Below are 19,657 nucleotides of genomic sequence, written 5' to 3'. Positions count from 1 at the left end.
AAAACAATCCCCGTTTTCTTATGAATTATAGGAACAATGCTAGGGGCTTGGCGCAAGAAGCGCAAACTTTTCTCTTGGAACTCTACCGCAAACATGATTATACATAAGGCACTGCTCGATAGGTTTCTTGCCTGTATGAAACCTGCCTCAATAACTTGCGCCGGCCTTGTGCCGGCGTTTTTTTTGGGGTTTTCTCTGCGGCAGCGGGTCTAGGCCCCCTCCCCTATATTCGAGCCGCAGGAGATTCTTACCATGGCATTGCAGACTGATCTTTCAGGAAAAACCGCTGTTATCACGGGTTCAAACTCGGGGATTGGGCTGGGCGTGGCTGAGATACTGGCGCAGGCGGGCGCGGATGTTGTTCTCAATTCCTTTACGGACCGTCCCGAAGACCATGATCTGGCGGCTGATTTAGGCAAACGTCATGGCATCAGCGCACGCTATATCGCGGCAGATATGTCGAAGCCCGATCAATGCCGCGCCCTTATTGAGGCGGCGGGGCGATGTGATATTCTTGTGAACAATGCGGGCATTCAACATGTCGCCCCGATTGAGGGCTTCGCACCCGAAAAATGGGACGCGATCATCGCGATCAATCTCTCCTCCGCGTTTCATACCACGGCTGTGGCGCTGCCGATGATGCGCAAGGCGGGTTGGGGGCGCGTGGTCAATATCGCCTCGGCGCATGGATTGACCGCCTCGCCCTATAAATCGGCCTATGTGGCGGCAAAGCACGGGGTCGTTGGCCTGACCAAGGTGACCGCCCTTGAAACTGCCGAAGACCCCATCACAGCAAACGCCATTTGCCCGGGCTATGTCTTGACGCCATTGGTCGAGGCCCAAATCCCCGATCAAATGAAAACGCATAATATGAGCCGTGACCAAGTTGTGCGGGATGTAATGTTGGCCCGCCAACCTTCCAAAGAATTCGCCACAGTTGAACAACTGGGCGGCACAGTTGCGTTTCTGTGCAGCGCTGCAGCCGATCAGATCACAGGAACAACCCTATCCGTTGATGGCGGTTGGACAGCCCTATGAGCATCAAACTCGATATCCTATCCGATCCGATTTGCCCGTGGTGCTATATTGGTTGGACAAACCTTGCCCGCGCAATGGAACAGCGCGCAGACCACCCCTTTGTGGTCGAATGGCATCCGTTCCAATTGAACCCCGATATGCCGCCCCAAGGGATGGATCGTGCCACCTATCTTGAGACAAAATTTGGCGGGCGCGCCAATGCCGCCACCGCCTATGCCCCCGTTCTGGAACATGCCGAAAAAGCGGGTTTGTCGATAGATTTTGCCGCTATTCCCCGCACGCCCAATACATTGAACGCGCACCGCCTCATCCATTGGGCGGGGCTAGAGGGGCGCCAAACCGCGGCTGCGGTGGCAATTTTCAAGGCCTATTTCATCAGCCACCGCGATATCGGTGCCGCAGATGTTCTAGAGGGTATCGCAAGCGAGATCGGTCTTGACCGCGCAATGATCGCGCGCCTCTTGGCGGGTGATGCGGATCAGGCCGACATCACCGCACGCGACCAACATGCCCGCACCCGTGGGGTGACGGGGGTGCCCTGTTTTATTATCGCCAATCAACACGTTGTAACTGGCGCACAGCCTAGCGATTTCTGGCTCAATGTGATTGATGAGCTCAACCAACAAGTCCAAGAAACGGCCCCCGAATGACCCCTGCCTCAAAATCCCCGTCAAAGCTTGAATTTACAGCGATGATGGGGGTGCTCTTTGCAACCATCGCCTTTTCGATGGATGCAATGCTGCCCGCCCTGCCCCAAATCGCGGCCGAGCTTTCGCCAGATGACATCAACCGCGCGCAATTGATCCTGACCTCATTTATTTTTGGCATGGGGATCGGAATTTTCATCGCTGGCCCAATTTCAGACGCTTTGGGACGCAAGCCCGTGATTTATCTCGGCGCAGGGTTCTATGCGCTTGGGGCGATCTTGGCCCATTATGCCCCCTCTCTCGAGCTTGTTTTGGCGGCGCGCGTTTTGCAGGGCATCGGTGCCGCAGGCCCGCGTGTTGTGACCTTGGCAATGGTGCGCGACCTTTATCAGGGCCGCGCGATGGCACAGATTGTGTCCTACGCCATGTTGGTTTTCACCATTTTCCCTGCCATCGCCCCGTTAATCGGTGCGGCGATTATCGCGGGCTTTGGCTGGCGGGCGATCTTCGTGGCGTTTTTGGTCTTTATCGTTTTATCAGTCTCATGGCTGGGTCTGCGGCAACCCGAAACGCTACCGCCCGAGCGGCGGCAAAAGCCAAATCTTGCTGCCCTTAAATCCGCCATTTCGACCGCCCTTGGCATGCGCCAAATGCAGCTTTCCATTCTTGTGCAAACCTGCGTATTCGGGGCGCTTTTTGGGGTGATTTCCTCAATTCAGCAGGTGTTTGACCTCAGCTTTGGACGCGGCGCTGAATTTCCATTCTGGTTTTGTGCGATTGCATTGATGGCTGCCCCCTCAGGGCCAATCAACGGCAAAATGGTTATGCGATTTGGTATGCGCGCGATGGTGCGCGGCACGTTATTTGCGGTGCTGTTCAACAGCAGCATCGCGCTATTAGCCTTTGGCCTGATCTTTGAGGCGGGGCAAGGCTTTGCGCTTTATATTGCATGGACGCTGACCATCTTTGCCGCTGCAGCCTTTACCTTGGGCAATCTAAACGCCCTCGCGCTAGAGCCTTTGGGCCATATCGCGGGCACGGCCAGTTCGGTAATGGGCGCCATCGCAACCATCGGCGGCGCGGTTCTGGGGGCGATTGTGGGCCAGTTTTTTGACGGCACACCCCTGCCCCTGATCTCATTCGCGCTGATCTTTGCCGCAATCGCCGTGGGGCTGATGCAAATGATGCCAAAATCCGAACAGGCAGGCTAGCCCTTCGCCTGTTCGGCCAGATCGCGGGCAATTGCGAAGGCCCCTTTGATCTTATCGGCATCCTTGGCCCAGTCACGGCGAATGACGATTTTATTATCTTTGATCTTAGCCAACCCGCGCTGATTTTCGACAAAGGCAACAAGGCCCGCAGGGTTCGGGAATTTGTCATTATGGAATTGCAAAGTCGCCCCTTTGGGCCCCGCATCCATCTTGGCGATATGGGCGCGTTTGCACATCGCCTTGATGCGCATGACCAAAAGCAGCGTGTTCACTTCGCGCGGCAGCGGGCCGAAGCGGTCAATCATCTCGGCGGCAAACCCTTCGAGATCGACCTTGCTTTCCAATTGCGACAGGCGGCGATAGAGGCCAAGCCGCACATCCAAATCGGGGATATAGGCCTCGGGGATCATGACAGGCACGCCCAAATTGATCTGCGGCGACCATTGCCCGTCACTGACAGTGCTTTCGGCCGCACCAGAGCGGATGGCGGCAATCGCCTCCTCCAACATGGATTGATACAGCTCGAACCCCACCTCGCGGACATGGCCCGATTGCTCCTCACCCACGATATTGCCTGCCCCGCGAATATCGAGGTCTTGGGATGCGATGGTGAAGCCTGCACCAAGACTGTCGAGGCTGCCCAACACCCTGAGGCGTTTTTCAGCGGCGGGGGTCAATTTTCCGCGCGGCTTGGTCGTCAGATAGGCATAGGCGCGGGTTTTCGCGCGCCCTACACGGCCCCTGATCTGATACAACTGCGCCAGACCAAACATATCCGCGCGGTGAATGACCATCGTATTGGCGGTCGGGATATCAATCCCCGATTCAATGATCGTTGTGGCAAGCAGAACATCGTATTTGCCATCGTAAAACGCATTCATGCGATCATCGAGATCACCTGCGGCCATCTGGCCATGCGCCACCACGAAACAGACCTCTGGCACATGATCCCGCAGGAAGGTTTCGATCTCGGGCAAGTCTTCAATGCGCGGCACAACATAAAAGGACTGACCACCGCGATAATGTTCGCGCAACAGCGCCTCGCGGATGGTGGCCGCGTCAAATTCGCTGACATAAGACCGAATAGCCAACCGATCAACCGGCGGCGTTCCAATCAGGCTAAGGTCACGCACACCAGAAAGCGACATCTGCAATGTGCGCGGAATGGGCGTGGCCGATAGGGTCAGCACATGAACCTCAGAGCGGAATTCTTTGAGCAGCTCTTTGTGGTTCACGCCAAAGCGTTGCTCTTCATCAATCACCAAAAGCCCAAGATTGGCAAAGCGCACCCCTTTGGCCAAGAGCGCGTGGGTGCCGATGACAATATCCACTGTCCCATCCGCCAACCCTGCGCGGGTTTCTGCGGCTTCTTTCGCGGACACAAAGCGAGACAATTGCGCAACTTTAAGCGGGAAGCCACGAAACCGCTCGGCAAAGGTGCGGGCGTGTTGACGCGCAAGCAATGTCGTGGGGGCGATCACCGCCACCTGCAGGCCAGAGGCCGCCGCAATAAAGGCCGCGCGCATGGCGATTTCGGTTTTGCCGAACCCAACATCGCCCACGATCAAGCGATCCATGGGGCGGCCACGGGCCAAATCTTCCACCACATCCGCGATGGCAGACAGCTGATCCTCGGTTTCCTCATAGGGGAAGCGGGCGCAGAAATTCTCCCACATGTCATCGGGCGTGCCCAAAATCGGCGCTTGGCGCAATTCGCGTTCGGCGGCAATCCGAATAAGCTTATCCGCAATCAGGCGGATGCGTTCCTTCATCCGCGCCTTTTTCGCCTGCCATGCGCCACCGCCAAGCTTATCAAGCAGACCCTCATCATGGCCATAGCGACTGAGAAGTTCGATATTCTCAACGGGCAAGAACAGACGATCCCCGCCTGCATATTCAAGGGCCAAACATTCATGCGGGGCGCCCGCGGCGGTGATGGTTTCAAGCCCCTTAAACCGCCCGATGCCGTGATCAACATGCACCACCAGATCACCCGCTGAAAGGCTTTGCGCCTCGGTCAGGTAATTCTCGGCACGTTTGGTTTTGCGGCGGGGACGGATCAGCCGGTCGCCCAACACATCTTGCTCTGAGATCACTGCTAGATTGGGGGCGGTAAACCCCTCCTCAAGCGGCCAGATCACGCAAGAGATGCTGCCTTTGGGCAGATCAGGCGTGAAATGATCAAGTTTGACCAAACCAGACAAGCCTTGATCGGTCAAAATCTGCATCAGGCGTTGCCGCGCCCCTTCTGACCAAGAGGCCAAAATTACCGCGCGCGATTGGCGCATATCGCGGATATGATCGCAAAGCGCCTCAAATATATTGATATTCTCTTGCTGCCGTTCAGGCGCGAAATTGCGCCCGACACGTCCGCCTGCATCAATCACATTCGGGCCCGTGGCGGCAGGCAGCGGTGAGAAATGCAAAACCCGATGCGGCGCCAAAGCGGCGGCAAACCGCGTCTCGTCCAGATAGAGCAAGTCAGGCGGCACAGGTTTATAGACGCTGTCCAACCGCCCCTTTTGCGTCAATGCCGTTTTGCGCGTGTCATATTGATCGCTGATCGTCTCCCATCGTGCGGCGTGCTGCGGCGCAGTCTGGTCATCCATCGTGACCACGGCATCGGGCAGATAATCAAACAAAGTCTCAAGCTTGGGGTGAAAATAGGGCAGCCAATGTTCCACGCCTTGGTATTTACGCCCCGCACTGACCGCCTCGTAGAGCGGATCATCATTTCCCGCAGCCCCAAATTCGATGCGGTAATTCTGTCGAAACCGCGTGATTGCGGCCTCGTCCATCACAACCTCGGAGACGGGCGAAAGCGATAAATGGGTCAGAGTTTCAAGACTGCGCTGCGTGACAGGGTCAAAACTGCGCAGCCCATCAAGAACATCGCCAAAAAGGTCAAGCCGATAGGGTTGCGGCGTTCCCGCAGGCCAAATGTCAATAATCCCGCCGCGCAGGGCATAATCCCCCGCCTCGGTCACAGTGGTGGTTTGCGTGAACCCCATGCGCACCAAAAAGGCGCGCAAGGCGTCTTCGTCTATGCGCTGACCCACAGTGGCGTGAAAGGCCGCCTCACGCAGCAAATCGCGCGGGGGCAAAAATTGCGTGGCCGCATTGAGCGTGGTTAAAACAACCGCAGGCCCAACCCCGTCCTGCACCAACCGCGCTAAGGTCGCCATGCGCCGCGCTGAAATTTCGGCATTGGGGGAGATGCGATCATAGGGCAGACAATCCCAGCCGGGAAAGCGCAGAAGGGTCAGATCAGGGGCAAAGAATTGCAGCGCAGCGGCAATGCTTTCAGCACGTTTGTCATCACGCGCAATATGCAGCACCATTGTCTCATCAGACCCCGCGCGCTCTAATTCGCGCAGGATCATCTGCGCGTCATATCCTTCGGGCACGCCAGAGGCGCGAATATGGGCGGGTTGGGGTTTTGCGTGTAACATGGAAGCGTCAGGTAAAGGGGCAGCCCCGCGTGTCAAGATCAAAGCGGTGATTGCGGCACCCGTTGAAGGAAAAACACGCCCCAAATCGCCGTGAAAAAAATCAACACGCTGCCAAGGAATTGCAAACGGCGGCGATGGCGCATCAATGCGCGGATCTGATCCTGTGGCGGGATCTGCGGCCAAGCCTGCGCCAAACGATTGCGCAAATAGCCGACACCTACGGCGGGCATCACAAGAAAGAACACCGACTGCGCCAAAGGACTGTCATAATAAAAGCCAAGCGCAGCCAGAAAGCCCAAGATCAGCCCTAAAAGCGTCACCAAGATTGGCCCAAACTGTGCATTGAGGCCGCGCAAATCACGCGCGGTGATCTCGGCCAATTGCAGCGCATCGCTTCGCGCAGTTTCATCCCCTAATTCGGCACGGCGGATCATTGCAAAGGGCACACCAAGCGTGGTTTGTGTCCAATGTGACCACAAAAGCGCAAACAACACCCAATACCACACCGCCTCAAAAGCGGAGAAATCCAAAACCGTGATGATATGATCGAGAAACTGCACTGATTTTCTTGGCCCTATTTTCGCACCCCGCCCCCTTCTACGCGGCAATTATGGCCTTTTCTAGCCTTGAGAAATCTCCTGTGACCTGTCAGAAATTTGAGACAGATAGGATCAAGGAGATCAGCGTGACCCAAGCCCCGTTTCCCCTCGCCCGTCATCGCCGCACCCGCGCAAGCGCCGCTTTGCGCAATCTGACCCGCGAGGTGGAATTAAGCGTCAATGATCTCATTTGGCCCGTGTTTTTGCGCGATGGCAAAGGGGTTTGCGAACCTGTCGCCTCCATGCCTGGGGTCAATCGTTTGTCGCTTGATTTGGTGGTCAAAGCCGCGCAGGAGGCCGAGGCGCTTGGCATTCCCGCGATCTGCCTGTTCCCCTATACAGATCCCGCGCTGAAAACCGAGGACTGCGCCGAGGCGTGGAACCCTAAAAACCTGACCAATCGCGCGATTGCCGCCATTAAAAAGGCCGCCCCGAATATTGCGGTCATGACCGATATTGCCCTCGATCCTTATAATATCAACGGGCATGACGGCTATGTGCGCAATGGTGAAATCATCAATGACGAAACCGTTGAGGCATTGGTGAAAATGGCATTGGCGCAGGCCGAGGCAGGCGCAGATATCTTGGGGCCATCGGATATGATGGATGGCCGCACCCGCGCCATTCGCAGCGCGCTTGAAGGGGCAAACCACCGCAATGTGACGATTATGTCCTATGCGGCAAAATTCGCCTCAAGCTATTACGGGCCATTTCGTGATGCGGTAGGTGCGTCTGGTGCGCTGAAAGGTGATAAAAAAACCTATCAAATTGATCCCGCCAATCGCAACGAGGCCTTGGCCTGCGTTGAGCGCGATTTGATGGAAGGGGCGGATATGGTTATGGTGAAACCAGGCCAGCCCTATCTCGACATTGTGCGCGCGGTCAAAGACCGCTTTGGCGCGCCGACCTATGCCTATCAGGTCTCAGGCGAATACGCGATGATCGAGGCTGCCGCAGCTAACGGGTGGATTGACGGCGAGAAAGTCATGCTTGAAAGCCTGATGTGTTTCCGCCGCGCGGGCTGTGATGGTGTGTTGACCTATTTCGCCCCAAGGGTTGCGGCCATCCTACAGGGCTAGGCAAAAACACCTCAAACCTGCGTCAATTGATAAAATTGCGCCGCTTTGGTCATGACAAACCACGCGCGACCCCGTAAAAGATAGGCAGAGACATTACAGGGAATGAGGTCACATATGAGCAGTGAAACAAAAACATCTCATTCGCCCCAAATTTTGACCCGCCGCAATTTCGTGCTTGGCGGGTCGGCGGTGCCGCTCTTGGCGGCCTGCGGCAATGGGGTGAATTCGCAAGCCTCGCAGCGTCTGGATGCACGCGTGGACAGCGCGCAGGAATTCATGTTCCAAGAAGTTCCAGGAACAGAAGAACTGGCCTATAACGCGGCTGGTGTTCTGATCATGCCATTGGTCACCGAGGCTGGCTTTGGCTTTGGCGCATCTTATGGGCGCGGCGCATTGCGTATCAATGGCGCAACAGTTGATTATTACAACGCAATCAGCGGATCTTTCGGATTTCAAATCGGTGCGCAGCAATATGCACATGCGCTGTTTTTCATGACTGAGGAGGCGCTTAGTTCGTTCCGTGGCTCGCCGGGTTGGGCGGTTGGTGCCGATGTACGCTATGCCTTTAACGCAAGCGGTGCATCTTTGGGCATCGACAGCAACACCCTGACAAATCCCGTGATTGCGGTGGTGTTTGGTCAGGCGGGGCTGATTGCGGGCGCCACGCTTGAAGGCACGCGCTACTCGCGCATCATCCCGTAACTGACAGGGCAATGGGGTCGCTGCTGCGTTGGTTTGTGCGGATCACCTCAGTGGTGATCTTTGTGGTTGTGGTTGCAACCACGATTGCCTATTGGTTTGCCGCGCGATCCCTGCCCCAGTATAACGCCACATGGCGTATGGCAGGCTTGGAAAACGGCGCCGAGATTGTGCGCGCGCAAGGGGCAATCCCGCATATTTTTGGGACGACTGACCAAGATGTGTTCTACGGCCTTGGCGTTGCGCATGCCCAAGACAGGCTGTGGCAGATGTTGGTTTTGCGCCGCACGGCACAAGGCCGCCTTTCTGAAATATTCGGAGACCGCAGCCTACGCAGCGATGACCTTATGCGCCGCCTTGATCTCGAGGCCTATGCGGAAGCATCCTATGCCAATTACTCGGCCGCCGCCCGCAACGATCTCGAGGCCTATGCCGCAGGGGTCAATGGGTGGTTGGATCAAATCGCGCGCGAGGCCTTAGGGCGTGGTGCGCCCGAATTGTTCTTGTTTGAACCCGATATCGCCCCATGGCGACCGCAAGACAGTATCGCAATCTCAATGTTGATGGCCCTCACCTTGAGTGACCAAGCGCAAAGCGATGTCTTGCGGGCCCGCGCGATTTTGGCCCTAGATCGCCCTGAACGCATTCGAGATTTGCTGCCCGATGCCCCGGGTGCGGGCATCGCGGCGCTGCCGCAATATGCAAGCCTATTCAACGCCGATCCCAGTGATTTTGCTGAAATCACAACCACGCCCCGCATTGAGGACCCGCTCTATCCTGTGGCGCCCCGCGGCCTTGCGGGGGCGTCCAACGCATGGGCCGCAGCCCCATTTCGCGCGACAAGCGGCGCGACCCTTCTGGCCAATGACCCCCATTTGGGTTTAAGCGCCCCATCGATTTGGTATCTGGCGCGGCTTGAACTGGCCTCAGGCGGGGTAATTGGGGCGACCATTCCTGGCATGCCCATCGTGGCCGTTGGGCGGTCTGATCGTTTGGCATGGGGCATGACCTCGGCCTATATCGATGATATGGATCTCTTCGTTGAAGAACTTGATCCAAACGATCCTACGCTTTACCGCGCGGGGGCGGAGTTTATCCCCTTTGAAACGCGCCAAGAGATTATTCAGGTCGCCGATAGTGCGCCTGTAACCATCACTCTGCGCAACAGCCGAAATGGCCCCGTTATCCCTGCGACCCATTGGGATTTGGGCACGGTCACGCCTGAAAACCATGTCATGGCTTTGGCATGGACGGCGCTCAACCCCCGCAATACCAGTTTGCAAGCGGGGCTTGCCTTGATGCGTGCGCAATCCGTGGATGCAGCCATTCGCGCCACGCGCGCTCATATCGCGCCCTCGCAAAACCTGACTTTGGCCGATAGTGCAGGCAATATCGCGCTGCAGGTCATTGGCCGCCAACCCCGCCGCAATCCTGAGATGATTGGTCAGGGGCGCATCCCTGCGCAAGGATGGCTTGACCAGAACCGATGGCGCGGCATGATGCCCGCTGAGGCCAATCCAAGCTTTGTGAACCCAGAGGGCGGGATCGTTGGCAACACCAATAACAAAACGATAGATCGCGCCTTTCCAGATCATTTGAGCTATAATTGGGGCGATACGCAGCGCGTGTTGCGCTGGCAGCGGTTGATGCAAATGCGCGAAGTGCATACGCGCGATAGTTTCATCGAAGCGCAGCTTGATCCCGTCTCTGCTGCGGCTGTGAATATTCTGCCTTTGGTTGGGGCGGAGTTGTGGTTCACAAGCACAACCGCCCCCGAAGGCACGCCCGAACGGATGCGCGCCCGCGCCTTGGAGCGTTTGGCGGATTGGGACGGCAATATGAACGAGCATATGCCCGAGCCCTTGATCTACATCGCGTGGATGCGCGCGCTGCAACAGCGGCTGATCCGTGACGATATCGGCCCCTTGGCTGATCAATTTTATGCGGTTGAACCAATTTTTATCGAGCGCGTGTTCCGTAACATCGATGGCGCAGCGGTCTGGTGTGATCTGCGAACGACATCGCGCGTTGAGACCTGCCCCGAAATCGCAGAGGCCGCGCTTGACGATGCCTTGCTTGAATTGCGCGAGACATATGGCGCGAATTTGGACAGTTGGCGGTGGGGCGCGGCACATGAGGCGGTGCATCGTCATCCCGTCTTGGGCCAAACCGATCTTTTTTCGTGGATTGTAAACATCCGCCAATCCACATCGGGCGGGCCGCATAGCCTGATGCGCGGGGCTATTTCATGGGAGGGGAATGCGCCCTATGAAAATCGTCACGCGGCAGGCTATCGCGGGGTGTATGACTTTGCCGATCTCGACAGCAGTGTCTTTGTCATTTCCACGGGCCAATCAGGCCATCCGTTAAGCCGTCATTATGACGACTTATCTGAACTGTGGCGGCGCGGCGAATACCTTCCCATGAGCCTTGATCCAACCCTTGCGCGGGCCGGAAATCTTGGTATCACAACCTTGATCCCCCGCTAAAGTTTTGAAAACCGCGCACTTTGGGTGGCAGTCCATTCGACTGTGAAATGCTGGCCCTGATCATCAACGTGCTCTTCGCGCACCACGCCCTGCTCAAACAGCCATGCACGCGCGCGGCCTGCGGAATGGGGCAGATGCAGGGTTTCGGTGATCTTTGGCGGGGCCAGTTGCGCGGCAATCATGCGGTGCAGGTGATCTACCCCCTCGCCTGTCAATGCCGACATTGCGACAACATCAGTGCGCCGCGCGGCTAACACGCGCAAACTGTCCTGCGCCTCAGGGCTAAGTCGGTCGATCTTATTCCATACTTCGATCTGCGGCACATCCTTGGACACCCCCAATTGCTCAAGGATCAAATGCACTTCGGCGGCCTGTTCCTCGGTTTGCGGGTGCGAAATGTCGCGCATATGCAAAATAAGGTCAGCGTCCAAAACCTCCTCCAAGGTGGCGCGAAAGGCCGCCACCAATTGGGTCGGCAAATCCGAGATAAAGCCAACCGTATCGGACAAGATCACCTCTGACCCATCAGCCAAATGAATGGCGCGCATGGTCGGATCAAGCGTGGCAAAAAGCATATCTTGCGCCAAAACATCCGCACCCGTTGCGCGATTGAACAGCGTGGATTTCCCCGCATTGGTATATCCCACCAAGGCCACAACGGGATAAGGCACTTTGGCGCGCGCCGCGCGATGCAAAGATCGAGTTTTGACCACCTTTTCTAATTGCCGCTTCAGGCGCACCATTTGCGCGTCAATGGCACGGCGGTCTGCCTCAATTTGGGTTTCGCCAGGACCGCCCACGAACCCCAAACCACCCCGCTGACGTTCAAGATGCGTCCATGCACGCACAAGGCGGGTGCGCTGATAGGATAGGGCCGCCAAATCGACCTGTAACACACCCTCGCGGGTGGCGGCGCGGGCTGCAAAAATCTCAAGGATCAGACCTGTGCGATCCAGCAGCTTGACCCCCCAATCCTTTTCCAAATTGCGCTGCTGCACGGGCGTCACTGCGCCATTGATCAAGACAAGACCCACATCATGGTCTTTGATTTGATCTTTCAATTCTGCCAATTTGCCCGTGCCAAACAAACGCCCCGGCTTAGCCGCCGGCAGTCGCACCACCTGAGACAGGGCAACCTCAAGATCAGGCAGCGCCCTAGCAAGCGACACCGCCTCCTCAAGGGCTGCGGTGGGTTCGGGACGGTTTTTATCGCTCAGGATGTCAGGGTGGAGAACAAAGGCGCGCATATCCACGCCCTTGGTCAGACCTTCATCACGGCCCTTATTTGGCGTCACTCTTCGCCTTCATAGAGACTGATTGGTTGCGCGGGCATAATCGTGGAGATCGCATGCTTATAGACAAGCTGCGACTGGCCATCGCGGCGCAGAAGCACGCAGAAATTATCAAACCAAGTGATGACGCCTTGCAGCTTCACCCCGTTAATCAAGAAAATTGTCACAGGCACTTTTGCCTTGCGCACATGGTTCAGGAAAGAGTCCTGCAAGTTTGTTTTCGTGTCGGCCATTTTAGTTTCGCCTTATCGTTGTGCTGTTTGGTTGGCTCCAAACACTGTCAGATTGCGTTAAGTATGAAGATAATTTTGGGAAAATTAAACCCCGATTCCAAACTGCCAAAATAAAACGTGAAAAAATATATATTAACCGCGCCAGAACCGTGGCGAGATCAATGCGACCAGCACCAATGTTTCCATCCGCCCCACAATCATCGCAAAGGCCAGTAACATTTTGGCAAGGTCATTCAAACCCGTGAAGCTGATCGCCGTTTCCCCCCCAACAGCGGCCAAAGGCCCTGTAGTGGTGAGCGCAGAGATGGTCAAAATCATGGCTGTCTCAAAATCGAGGCCCGTGGCCGCCAAAAGACACATGAACAGCGCCATGGAGAGGGTCAAAAGCATGAAAAACACCCATGCGATATAGGCCCCCTCACGGCGGATGCGCCGCCCCAAGCGGCCTGCGCCCGCGACCGAATGCGGGTGGATCAGTTTCTCGACTTCGCGCAACCCGTGCTTATAGAGCGCGTAAACCCGCAGCAATTTCACCCCGCCCGCCGTGGTCGCAACCCCACCCCCCATCAGGGCCAGACCGATCAACACCATGCCCGGCGCATCGATGCCCGACCATTGGCTTGCAGCATCCCAGCCTTGGCTGACAAAGCCCGTGGTGGTCAGGAAAGAGGCCACGGTGAAAATGCCCCCCCATAGGGATGCCACTGCATCTGAAAACTGCGCTGTGTCCGTCTCAACGGCGCCAAACCAATGGCGCAGGAACAACAGCGCAGGCACGATCACAATCGCGGCCAAGGCCAGACGCACTTCACGATCTTTTAACATGCGGCGCGGGTATTCGCGGTTCAACGCATGGGTGAAACTGCGGCGTGACAGGGCAAATATAAAGAAAATCAAAACCATCGCCTCGGCCCCAACAGAGCCAATTTGACCATTCAAACTGATCCCGGATGTGGACAAGGTTGACATTGCATGGATCAGCGCGGCCAAGCTTTCCGACCCTGTGATCATCAGCAAAACCCACAAGATAATCGTCAAGGCGATATAGGTCGGGGCCAAGCGGCGTGCATGTTTGACAAGGCGCTGCTCTGGCGAAGCGGCGCGCATCTGCCCCGCTGATCGGGTCTGAAGCCCCTGCACCTGCGCCTCGGATGTCACCTCATAGCCGCCCAAATTCAGCGGTGCCAAAATCGCAATCGCAGAGAGCCAGATTAGGAAACCGCCAAACCACGCCACAGTCGCGCGCCACATCACCAACGGATCGCTGAGGCGTTCTGCATCAAAGAAGCTTGCGCCTGTCGTGGTCAGGCTCGAAACCATATCGATATAGCAGGTGAAAAAGCGGGCATCCTCCATGGCGGCATCCATAGGAAAGGCCAAGATCAGCGGCAAAAGCAGATAGGCCAAAAGCAAGGTGATCAGCTGTGTCCACCCCGTTTGCACCCGCGCGGAACTGGTGGTCACAAACCCAAGAAGCATTGCCAGAATGAAGAATAAAATTGCGCTGTAAAAGAAGACGCGGCTTGTTGGCATGTCGTCTTGCCCCAAAGCCACGATTGAGGGCAATAACATCGCCGCTGCTGAAATCCCGATGAGGACAACGAACAGCGGCAGTTTAGCGATGCTTTGACCAATGCTCATACTGACTTCACGGGCTGACTTCACGGGCTGACTAAACGGGCGGGCCGCAGCGGCGGCTGCTTAAAAGAAATCGACCGAGACTTGTAACAAGGCCTCGACCGCAGGCACATCTTTCGACAAGGCGAACATCACGATAATATCGCCCTCATCCAAACGGGTCGAGCCTGCAGGGCGGATCACATCCCCCGCTTTCAACAGCGCCCCAACCAAAACGCCCTCGGGGAATTCGATATCGCGGATTTGCTTACCCGCAAGCGGCGAGGTCGACATTACTTCGGCCTCGATGATCTCGGCCTCGGCATCGCCAATTGAATAAACCCCTTGCACACGGCCATGGCGGATATGGCGCAGGATGCTCGACACTGTAGTTGCACGCGGGTTGACATAGGCATCAATGTCCAATGGGCCCATCATCGGCACCATAGTAGGATCATTCACAAGCGCAATCGCCATCCCTGCCCCTTCGGCCTTGGCGCGCACAGAGGCGAGAAGGTTGGTTTTATCGTCATCCGTGACGCAAAGAACGGCATCGGATTTATCAATCCCCGCCTCGCGCAGGATCTCGATATCCATGCCATCGCCATAAAGCACGATGGAGCGTTCCAACGCATCTGCCGCCCGTTCAGCGCGGGCGCGATTGGCCTCGATCAGACGCACGCGGGGACGATGTGCAGCACTTTCCAATTTGCGCGCAACAGCAAGCCCCACATTGCCCCCGCCAATGATCACCACACGTTCTTGACGCGATTGCGTTTTGCCAAAAATCTCAAGGGTGCGCGCCGCATCATCCGTATGGGTAAAGACGTAAATCTGATCCCCTGCAAAAAGCTGATCGCGGGGTTCGGGGGCAAAAAGCGTGCCGTCACGGCGCACCCCCACGACCATCGCGCGCAAGGTCGAGAACAATTCCGTCAACTGACGCAACGGGGTTTCCAAAACGGGGCTGTCATCCTCAAGCTGAATACCGAGCAGCTGCACCTTGCCGCTGAGGAATACCTCGGACTCAAAACTTGCGGGTTGTGACAAACGGCGCAATGCGGCCTCGGCCACCTCGCGTTCGGGGGAAATTACAACATCAATGGGCAGGTGATCCCTACGATAGAGATCGGAATAGTCCGCCTTGAGGTAGGATTGCGCACGCAATCGCGCGATTTTGCGCGGAACCCCAAAGACCGAGTGCGCCACCTGACAGGTGACCATGTTCACCTCGTCAGAATAGGTAGCTGCGATAACCATATCGGCATCGCGCGCCCCTGCGCGCTCAAGCACATCGGGGTGGCTGGCAAACCCCGTGAGGCCCTGCACATCCAACGTATCGGTCGCACGGCGCACCAATTCGGGGTTGTTATCCACCACCGTTACATCGTTGCTTTCGCCTGAAAGATGTCGCGCAATTTGCCAACCCACTTGGCCCGCGCCACAAATGATGACTTTCATCTTTCCCGTATCCTTACGCGATAACGTTCAGTGCGCCTTCAAGGGGATCAGGATTGGCAGAAACCCAGCACGGGGTCAATTACCAATACCCACCCTTACGCTTGTGGCTCACTCCACCTCTTCGCCCGATTGCGTCTTGCCAGATGTCACCACGCCGAGCGATTTCAGCTTGCGGTGCAGCGCGCTGCGCTCCATCCCGACAAAGCCCGCAGTTCGGCTGATATTGCCGCCAAAGCGGTTGATCTGGGCCATCAGATATTGCCGTTCGAACAATTCACGCGCCTCGCGCAACGGCAGCATGGTCAAACCGGGTGAGAGGCTGGCCTCACTGGTGCCTGATTTTCCTTCATCGCTCATGGGAAGATCATCCAAGCTGATCGGGCCTGTCCCTTCGCCCAAGATCAAGACGCGCTCGATCAAGTTGCGCAATTGGCGCACATTGCCTGGCCAACGCATGGTTTGCAAAGTTGCCATCGCATCATCGGCAATTTTGCGCAAAGCCAGACCTTGCTCGCGGTGGAACATCTCGATGAAATATTCAGCCAAGATCGGAATATCTTCGCTGCGCGCCTCAAGGCTTGGCACCTCAATCGGCACAACATTGAGGCGGTGATACAGCTCCTCGCGGAAGCGACCTTCGGAAATTTCGTTCGGCAGATGTTTTGTCGTTGAGGAAATCACCCGCAAATCCACATGCACCTTTGAAGCACCGCCAACGCGGGTAAAGGCCTGATCGACCAAAACCCGCAAGATTTTCGACTGCGTGCCAAGGGGCATATCTGCCACCTCATCAAGCAGCAAAACACCGCCATTTGCCTGCTCAAGCAACCCCTGCTCAACCCCGCGTTCGGGGCTTTCGCGGCCAAACAGCACCACCTCCATCTGATCAGGTGCAATCGCGGCACAGGCCACAGTGACAAAAGGCCCGTCCGAACGGTTAGAATGTGCATGAATATAGCGCGCGGCCATCTCCTTGCCGCTGCCCGCAGGGCCTGTCAGCATCACGCGACCATTGGATTTCGTGACCTTATCCAATTGCGATTTGAGATTGCGGAAGGTGGCAGATTGCCCAAGCATTTCGCCAACCCGCGTCTCGCCACGCTTCAGTGCCGAATTCTCGCGGCGCAGTTTGGACGTCTCCATCGCGCGGCGAATGACCACCAAGAGCTGATCAATATTAAAGGGCTTTTCAATAAAATCATAAGCCCCCTGTTTAATCGCAGCCACCGCGATTTCGATATTCCCATGACCGGAAATGATGACCACGGGCACCTCTGGCATATCGCGCTTGACTGTTTTGAGGATATCAATCCCATCCATATGGCTGTCTTTGAGCCAAATATCGAGGATGATCAGCGCGGGCAGCTCTTGCTGCAATTGCGCCATGCATTCATCGGAATTTCCCGCCATGCGCGTGGAAAACCCCTCATCCTGCAGAATATCGCAAACCAATTCGCGAATATCACGCTCATCATCGACAACAAGTATATCAGCCATGAATACCCCTCATTTAGCCAATCATTAACGGCAGGTGGATCACCGCCTGCGCTCCTTGATGCGCGCCATCCCCAAATGGCGGCGCATCTCTCAATTCTAGGCTTGCGCCATGTTCTTCGATTATTTTTTTCACAATCGCCAGGCCAAGCCCTGTCCCCTTTTCACGGGTGGTGACGTAGGGCTCAAAGAGGCGCGCACGGTCTTCGGGCAGGCCTATTCCATTGTCGCTGATTGTAATTTTCAGCACGGGCTGCGCTGCACCAGTCTCGACCACCAAATCCACGCGGATCTCGCCGTGATGGGGCGTTTGTGGATGTTTCTCGCAATATGTTTCGATGGCCTCGCCCGCGTTTTTGATCAAATTGGTAAAGGCTTGCCCGATCATGGTTGCGTCAATCTCGGCCCAAATCTCGCCTTCGGGCTTTGTCAGGGTGATCTCAACCTCAGGCTGACCTGCGCGTTGAAGGGTCACAACCCCCTCCAACAGCTTGGCGATATCCTCACGGCGGCGGCTTGGTTCAGGCATACGCGCAAAGCGCGAGAACTCATCCACAATATGGGCCAGATCATTGGTCTGGCGCACGATCACATCGGTCAACTCTTTAAGGCTTTGACCGTCTTCTTCGGGCAAAATCTTGGTAAATTTACGCGCCGCACGTTCCGCTGACAAACGAATAGGGGTGAGTGGGTTTTTGATCTCATGTGCAATGCGCCGCGCGACATCGCCCCATGCGGCCATGCGCTGTGCCGCGACCAAATCGCTGACATCATCAAATGCAACCACATATCCCTCAATCGCGCCATCACTGCGCCCCCGCACCGCGATGCGCACCAAAAGCGTCTCTTGCGCCCCATTACGGGTGAGGCGCAATTCCTCTTGCAACGTATCGCTGCCCCGTTCCCGCAAGCGCGAGGGCAGATCAGCAAATTCTGGCACAAGCGCCGCCAAGGCACCGTGATGCTGCAATTCATCCTCAGACAGGCTCAAAAGCCGCTGCGCAGAGCGGTTGATAAACTCAACATCGCCCTCTGCTGTGACACCAATCACGCCAGCCGTAACCGACCCAAGCACACTATCAAAGAGGCGTCTTTGCCCCTCGGTTCTGTCATTTTGTTCAACCAAGCGATCGCGCTGCGCCTTAAGTTGCAGGGTCATCTGGTTAAACACGCGACCAAGCGTTGCGATTTCATCCCCGCTTTTTTCTTCAGGCACGCGCGCCTCAAGATCACCGTCACCGATCCGCTCAGCAGCGGCGGCCAACCGCCCCACGGGACGCGACAGACGTTCGGCAAACCACAGCCCCAACCAAATGGCCGCCATGATCACAATCAGAGCAAAGCCAATATAGAGCAGGCCAAATTCGAATAAAACGCGCCCGCGCTCATTTTCCAATTGCCTGTAAAGCTGCACAGTTTGTTGGGTTTCATCGAGCAGCGACATAATCTGCCCATCCACCTCGCGGCTGACATAGAGATAGCGGTCAAGATATTGCGAGAGCTTCAGCAGGGCGCGGAACTCATTTTGGGCGCGATCTTCGATCAACACGACCTCACCCTCAGCCGCACGGATAAGATCAGCGTCACTGGGTTGATCATAATCAAACAAATACGAGCGTTCGCCGCGCGCGCGAATTTCGCCTGTTGCACTGATCACATAAGCCTCGCGCAGACCACGCTGAATAAGGCCCTGCCCCTGCCCCAAAAGGCGGCGAAGGTCGCCATCGGTGGTAGCCCCGTCATTGCGTGCGGCATTGTCCAAAAAGGCCGCAAGGGCGCGCGCATCTTCGTCTAAATCCGTGCGATGTTCTTGCTGATAGGCGATGGCGGCATCCACCGAATTGCCAAGTGCGCCTGAAACGCGGGTCGAAAACCATCCTTCAAGTCCCATGTTCAGGGTGATGGTTGCAAAAACCGCTACCAAAATGGTCGGCAAAAGTGCAACAATCGCAAAGACGCCTGTCAGGCGCATATGCAATCGCGATCCTTGCGAGCGGCTGCGCCGTGCTGCGATCATCCGCACCACTTGGCGCGCCACGAGCGCGGCGATTACAAGAATGTAGACCAAATCCGCCAACAAGATTAGGCGCAAGGCAGGCGAAGAGGCTAAATCGCCAAGCGGGCCAAGCACCAAAAATGTCAGAAGTGCCAATACAGGCCCGAGCGTTACAAGCCCCAACGTGCCCGCATTGCGCAAGCGCTTGGTGCTTTGTAACAGGATCAATCGGCGCCAAGCCGATATCGCCTTATCATTTGATGGCTTTGCCACCTGCCCCGCCTGTATTTTACGCGGCCCCGAAACGCGGCCACGAATTTCGCCTGACGCGCGCCATATGTCGCCCATAT

The 19,657-nt window shown here is 56.4% G+C and carries 14 protein-coding genes; 6 read left to right on the top strand and 8 right to left on the bottom strand.

The annotated features are described in order from the left end of the window. Window positions 1–252: 252 nt before the first annotated feature. Genes RYZ18_RS01545 through RYZ18_RS01535 form a run of 3 tightly spaced genes read left to right on the top strand, consistent with a single transcriptional unit; the run spans window position 253 to window position 2,896 of the window. Window positions 253–1,038 carry a 3-hydroxybutyrate dehydrogenase gene (locus RYZ18_RS01545; protein ID WP_317654627.1) on the top strand — a complete coding sequence of 262 codons (786 nt, stop codon included), beginning with the start codon at window positions 253–255 and terminating at the stop codon, window positions 1,036–1,038. Next, a complete protein-coding gene (locus tag RYZ18_RS01540) occupies window positions 1,035–1,688 on the top strand; it encodes a DsbA family oxidoreductase (protein ID WP_317654626.1) in 654 nt (217 codons plus the stop codon). Before RYZ18_RS01545 ends, RYZ18_RS01540 begins: the two co-directional genes overlap by 4 nt. Continuing rightward, window positions 1,685–2,896 (top strand): multidrug effflux MFS transporter, encoded by a 1,212-nt coding sequence (locus RYZ18_RS01535; RefSeq protein ID WP_317654625.1) that lies wholly within the window; start codon window positions 1,685–1,687, stop codon window positions 2,894–2,896. Before RYZ18_RS01540 ends, RYZ18_RS01535 begins: the two co-directional genes overlap by 4 nt. Here the strand turns inward: RYZ18_RS01535 and mfd are convergent. Together mfd and RYZ18_RS01525 are read right to left on the bottom strand one after the other, a co-directional pair. Continuing rightward, window positions 2,893–6,348: a transcription-repair coupling factor gene (gene mfd / locus RYZ18_RS01530; RefSeq protein WP_317654624.1), complete on the bottom strand. Its 3,456-nt coding sequence runs from the start codon at window positions 6,346–6,348 to the stop codon at window positions 2,893–2,895. The genes RYZ18_RS01535 and mfd overlap by 4 nt on opposite strands. Before the next feature lie 38 nt (window positions 6,349–6,386). Next, a complete protein-coding gene (locus tag RYZ18_RS01525; RefSeq protein WP_317654623.1) occupies window positions 6,387–6,908 on the bottom strand; it encodes a hypothetical protein in 522 nt (173 codons plus the stop codon). Window positions 6,909–7,027: 119 nt separating this feature from the next. Between RYZ18_RS01525 and hemB the strand changes: the two genes are divergently transcribed. The 3 genes from hemB (at window position 7,028) to RYZ18_RS01510 (ending at window position 11,214) form a co-directional block, all read left to right on the top strand. Next, on the top strand, window positions 7,028–8,026 hold the full coding sequence (hemB, locus tag RYZ18_RS01520; protein ID WP_317655783.1) for a porphobilinogen synthase: 999 nt from the start codon (window positions 7,028–7,030) through the stop codon (window positions 8,024–8,026). 114 nt (window positions 8,027–8,140) lie between these two features. Continuing rightward, window positions 8,141–8,728, top strand: coding sequence for a YSC84-related protein (locus RYZ18_RS01515; protein WP_317654622.1), 588 nt, complete (start codon window positions 8,141–8,143; stop codon window positions 8,726–8,728). Window positions 8,729–8,739: 11 nt separating this feature from the next. Continuing rightward, entirely contained in the window at window positions 8,740–11,214 is a 2,475-nt protein-coding gene (locus tag RYZ18_RS01510; protein ID WP_317654621.1) for a penicillin acylase family protein, read from the top strand. On the opposite strand, the gene hflX is transcribed toward RYZ18_RS01510, so the two are convergent. From hflX to RYZ18_RS01480, 6 genes are all read right to left on the bottom strand, one after another. Continuing rightward, complete coding sequence (hflX, locus tag RYZ18_RS01505; protein ID WP_317655782.1) at window positions 11,211–12,461, bottom strand: GTPase HflX; 1,251 nt, start codon at window positions 12,459–12,461, stop codon at window positions 11,211–11,213. The two genes, RYZ18_RS01510 and hflX, sit on opposite strands and share 4 nt — an antisense overlap. A gap of 44 nt (window positions 12,462–12,505) precedes the next feature. Beyond that, complete coding sequence (gene hfq / locus RYZ18_RS01500; protein WP_317654620.1) at window positions 12,506–12,739, bottom strand: RNA chaperone Hfq; 234 nt, start codon at window positions 12,737–12,739, stop codon at window positions 12,506–12,508. A gap of 132 nt (window positions 12,740–12,871) precedes the next feature. After that, window positions 12,872–14,380: a TrkH family potassium uptake protein gene (locus RYZ18_RS01495; RefSeq protein WP_317654619.1), complete on the bottom strand. Its 1,509-nt coding sequence runs from the start codon at window positions 14,378–14,380 to the stop codon at window positions 12,872–12,874. Between the two features lie 60 nt (window positions 14,381–14,440). Further along, on the bottom strand, window positions 14,441–15,817 hold the full coding sequence (trkA, locus tag RYZ18_RS01490; protein ID WP_317654618.1) for a Trk system potassium transporter TrkA: 1,377 nt from the start codon (window positions 15,815–15,817) through the stop codon (window positions 14,441–14,443). 108 nt (window positions 15,818–15,925) lie between these two features. Beyond that, a complete protein-coding gene (locus RYZ18_RS01485; RefSeq protein WP_317654617.1) occupies window positions 15,926–17,314 on the bottom strand; it encodes a sigma-54 dependent transcriptional regulator in 1,389 nt (462 codons plus the stop codon). 13 nt (window positions 17,315–17,327) lie between these two features. Continuing rightward, a complete protein-coding gene (locus RYZ18_RS01480) occupies window positions 17,328–19,655 on the bottom strand; it encodes a PAS domain-containing sensor histidine kinase (protein ID WP_317654616.1) in 2,328 nt (775 codons plus the stop codon). Between the last annotated feature and the right edge of the window lie 2 nt (window positions 19,656–19,657).

Origin of the sequence: Roseovarius sp. 10 (assembly GCF_033100315.1) — a bacterium.
GTDB lineage: Bacteria > Pseudomonadota > Alphaproteobacteria > Rhodobacterales > Rhodobacteraceae > M30B80.
The sequence above is the reverse complement of the archived record's forward strand: the minus strand, read 5'-3'. Positions and strand labels throughout refer to the sequence as shown.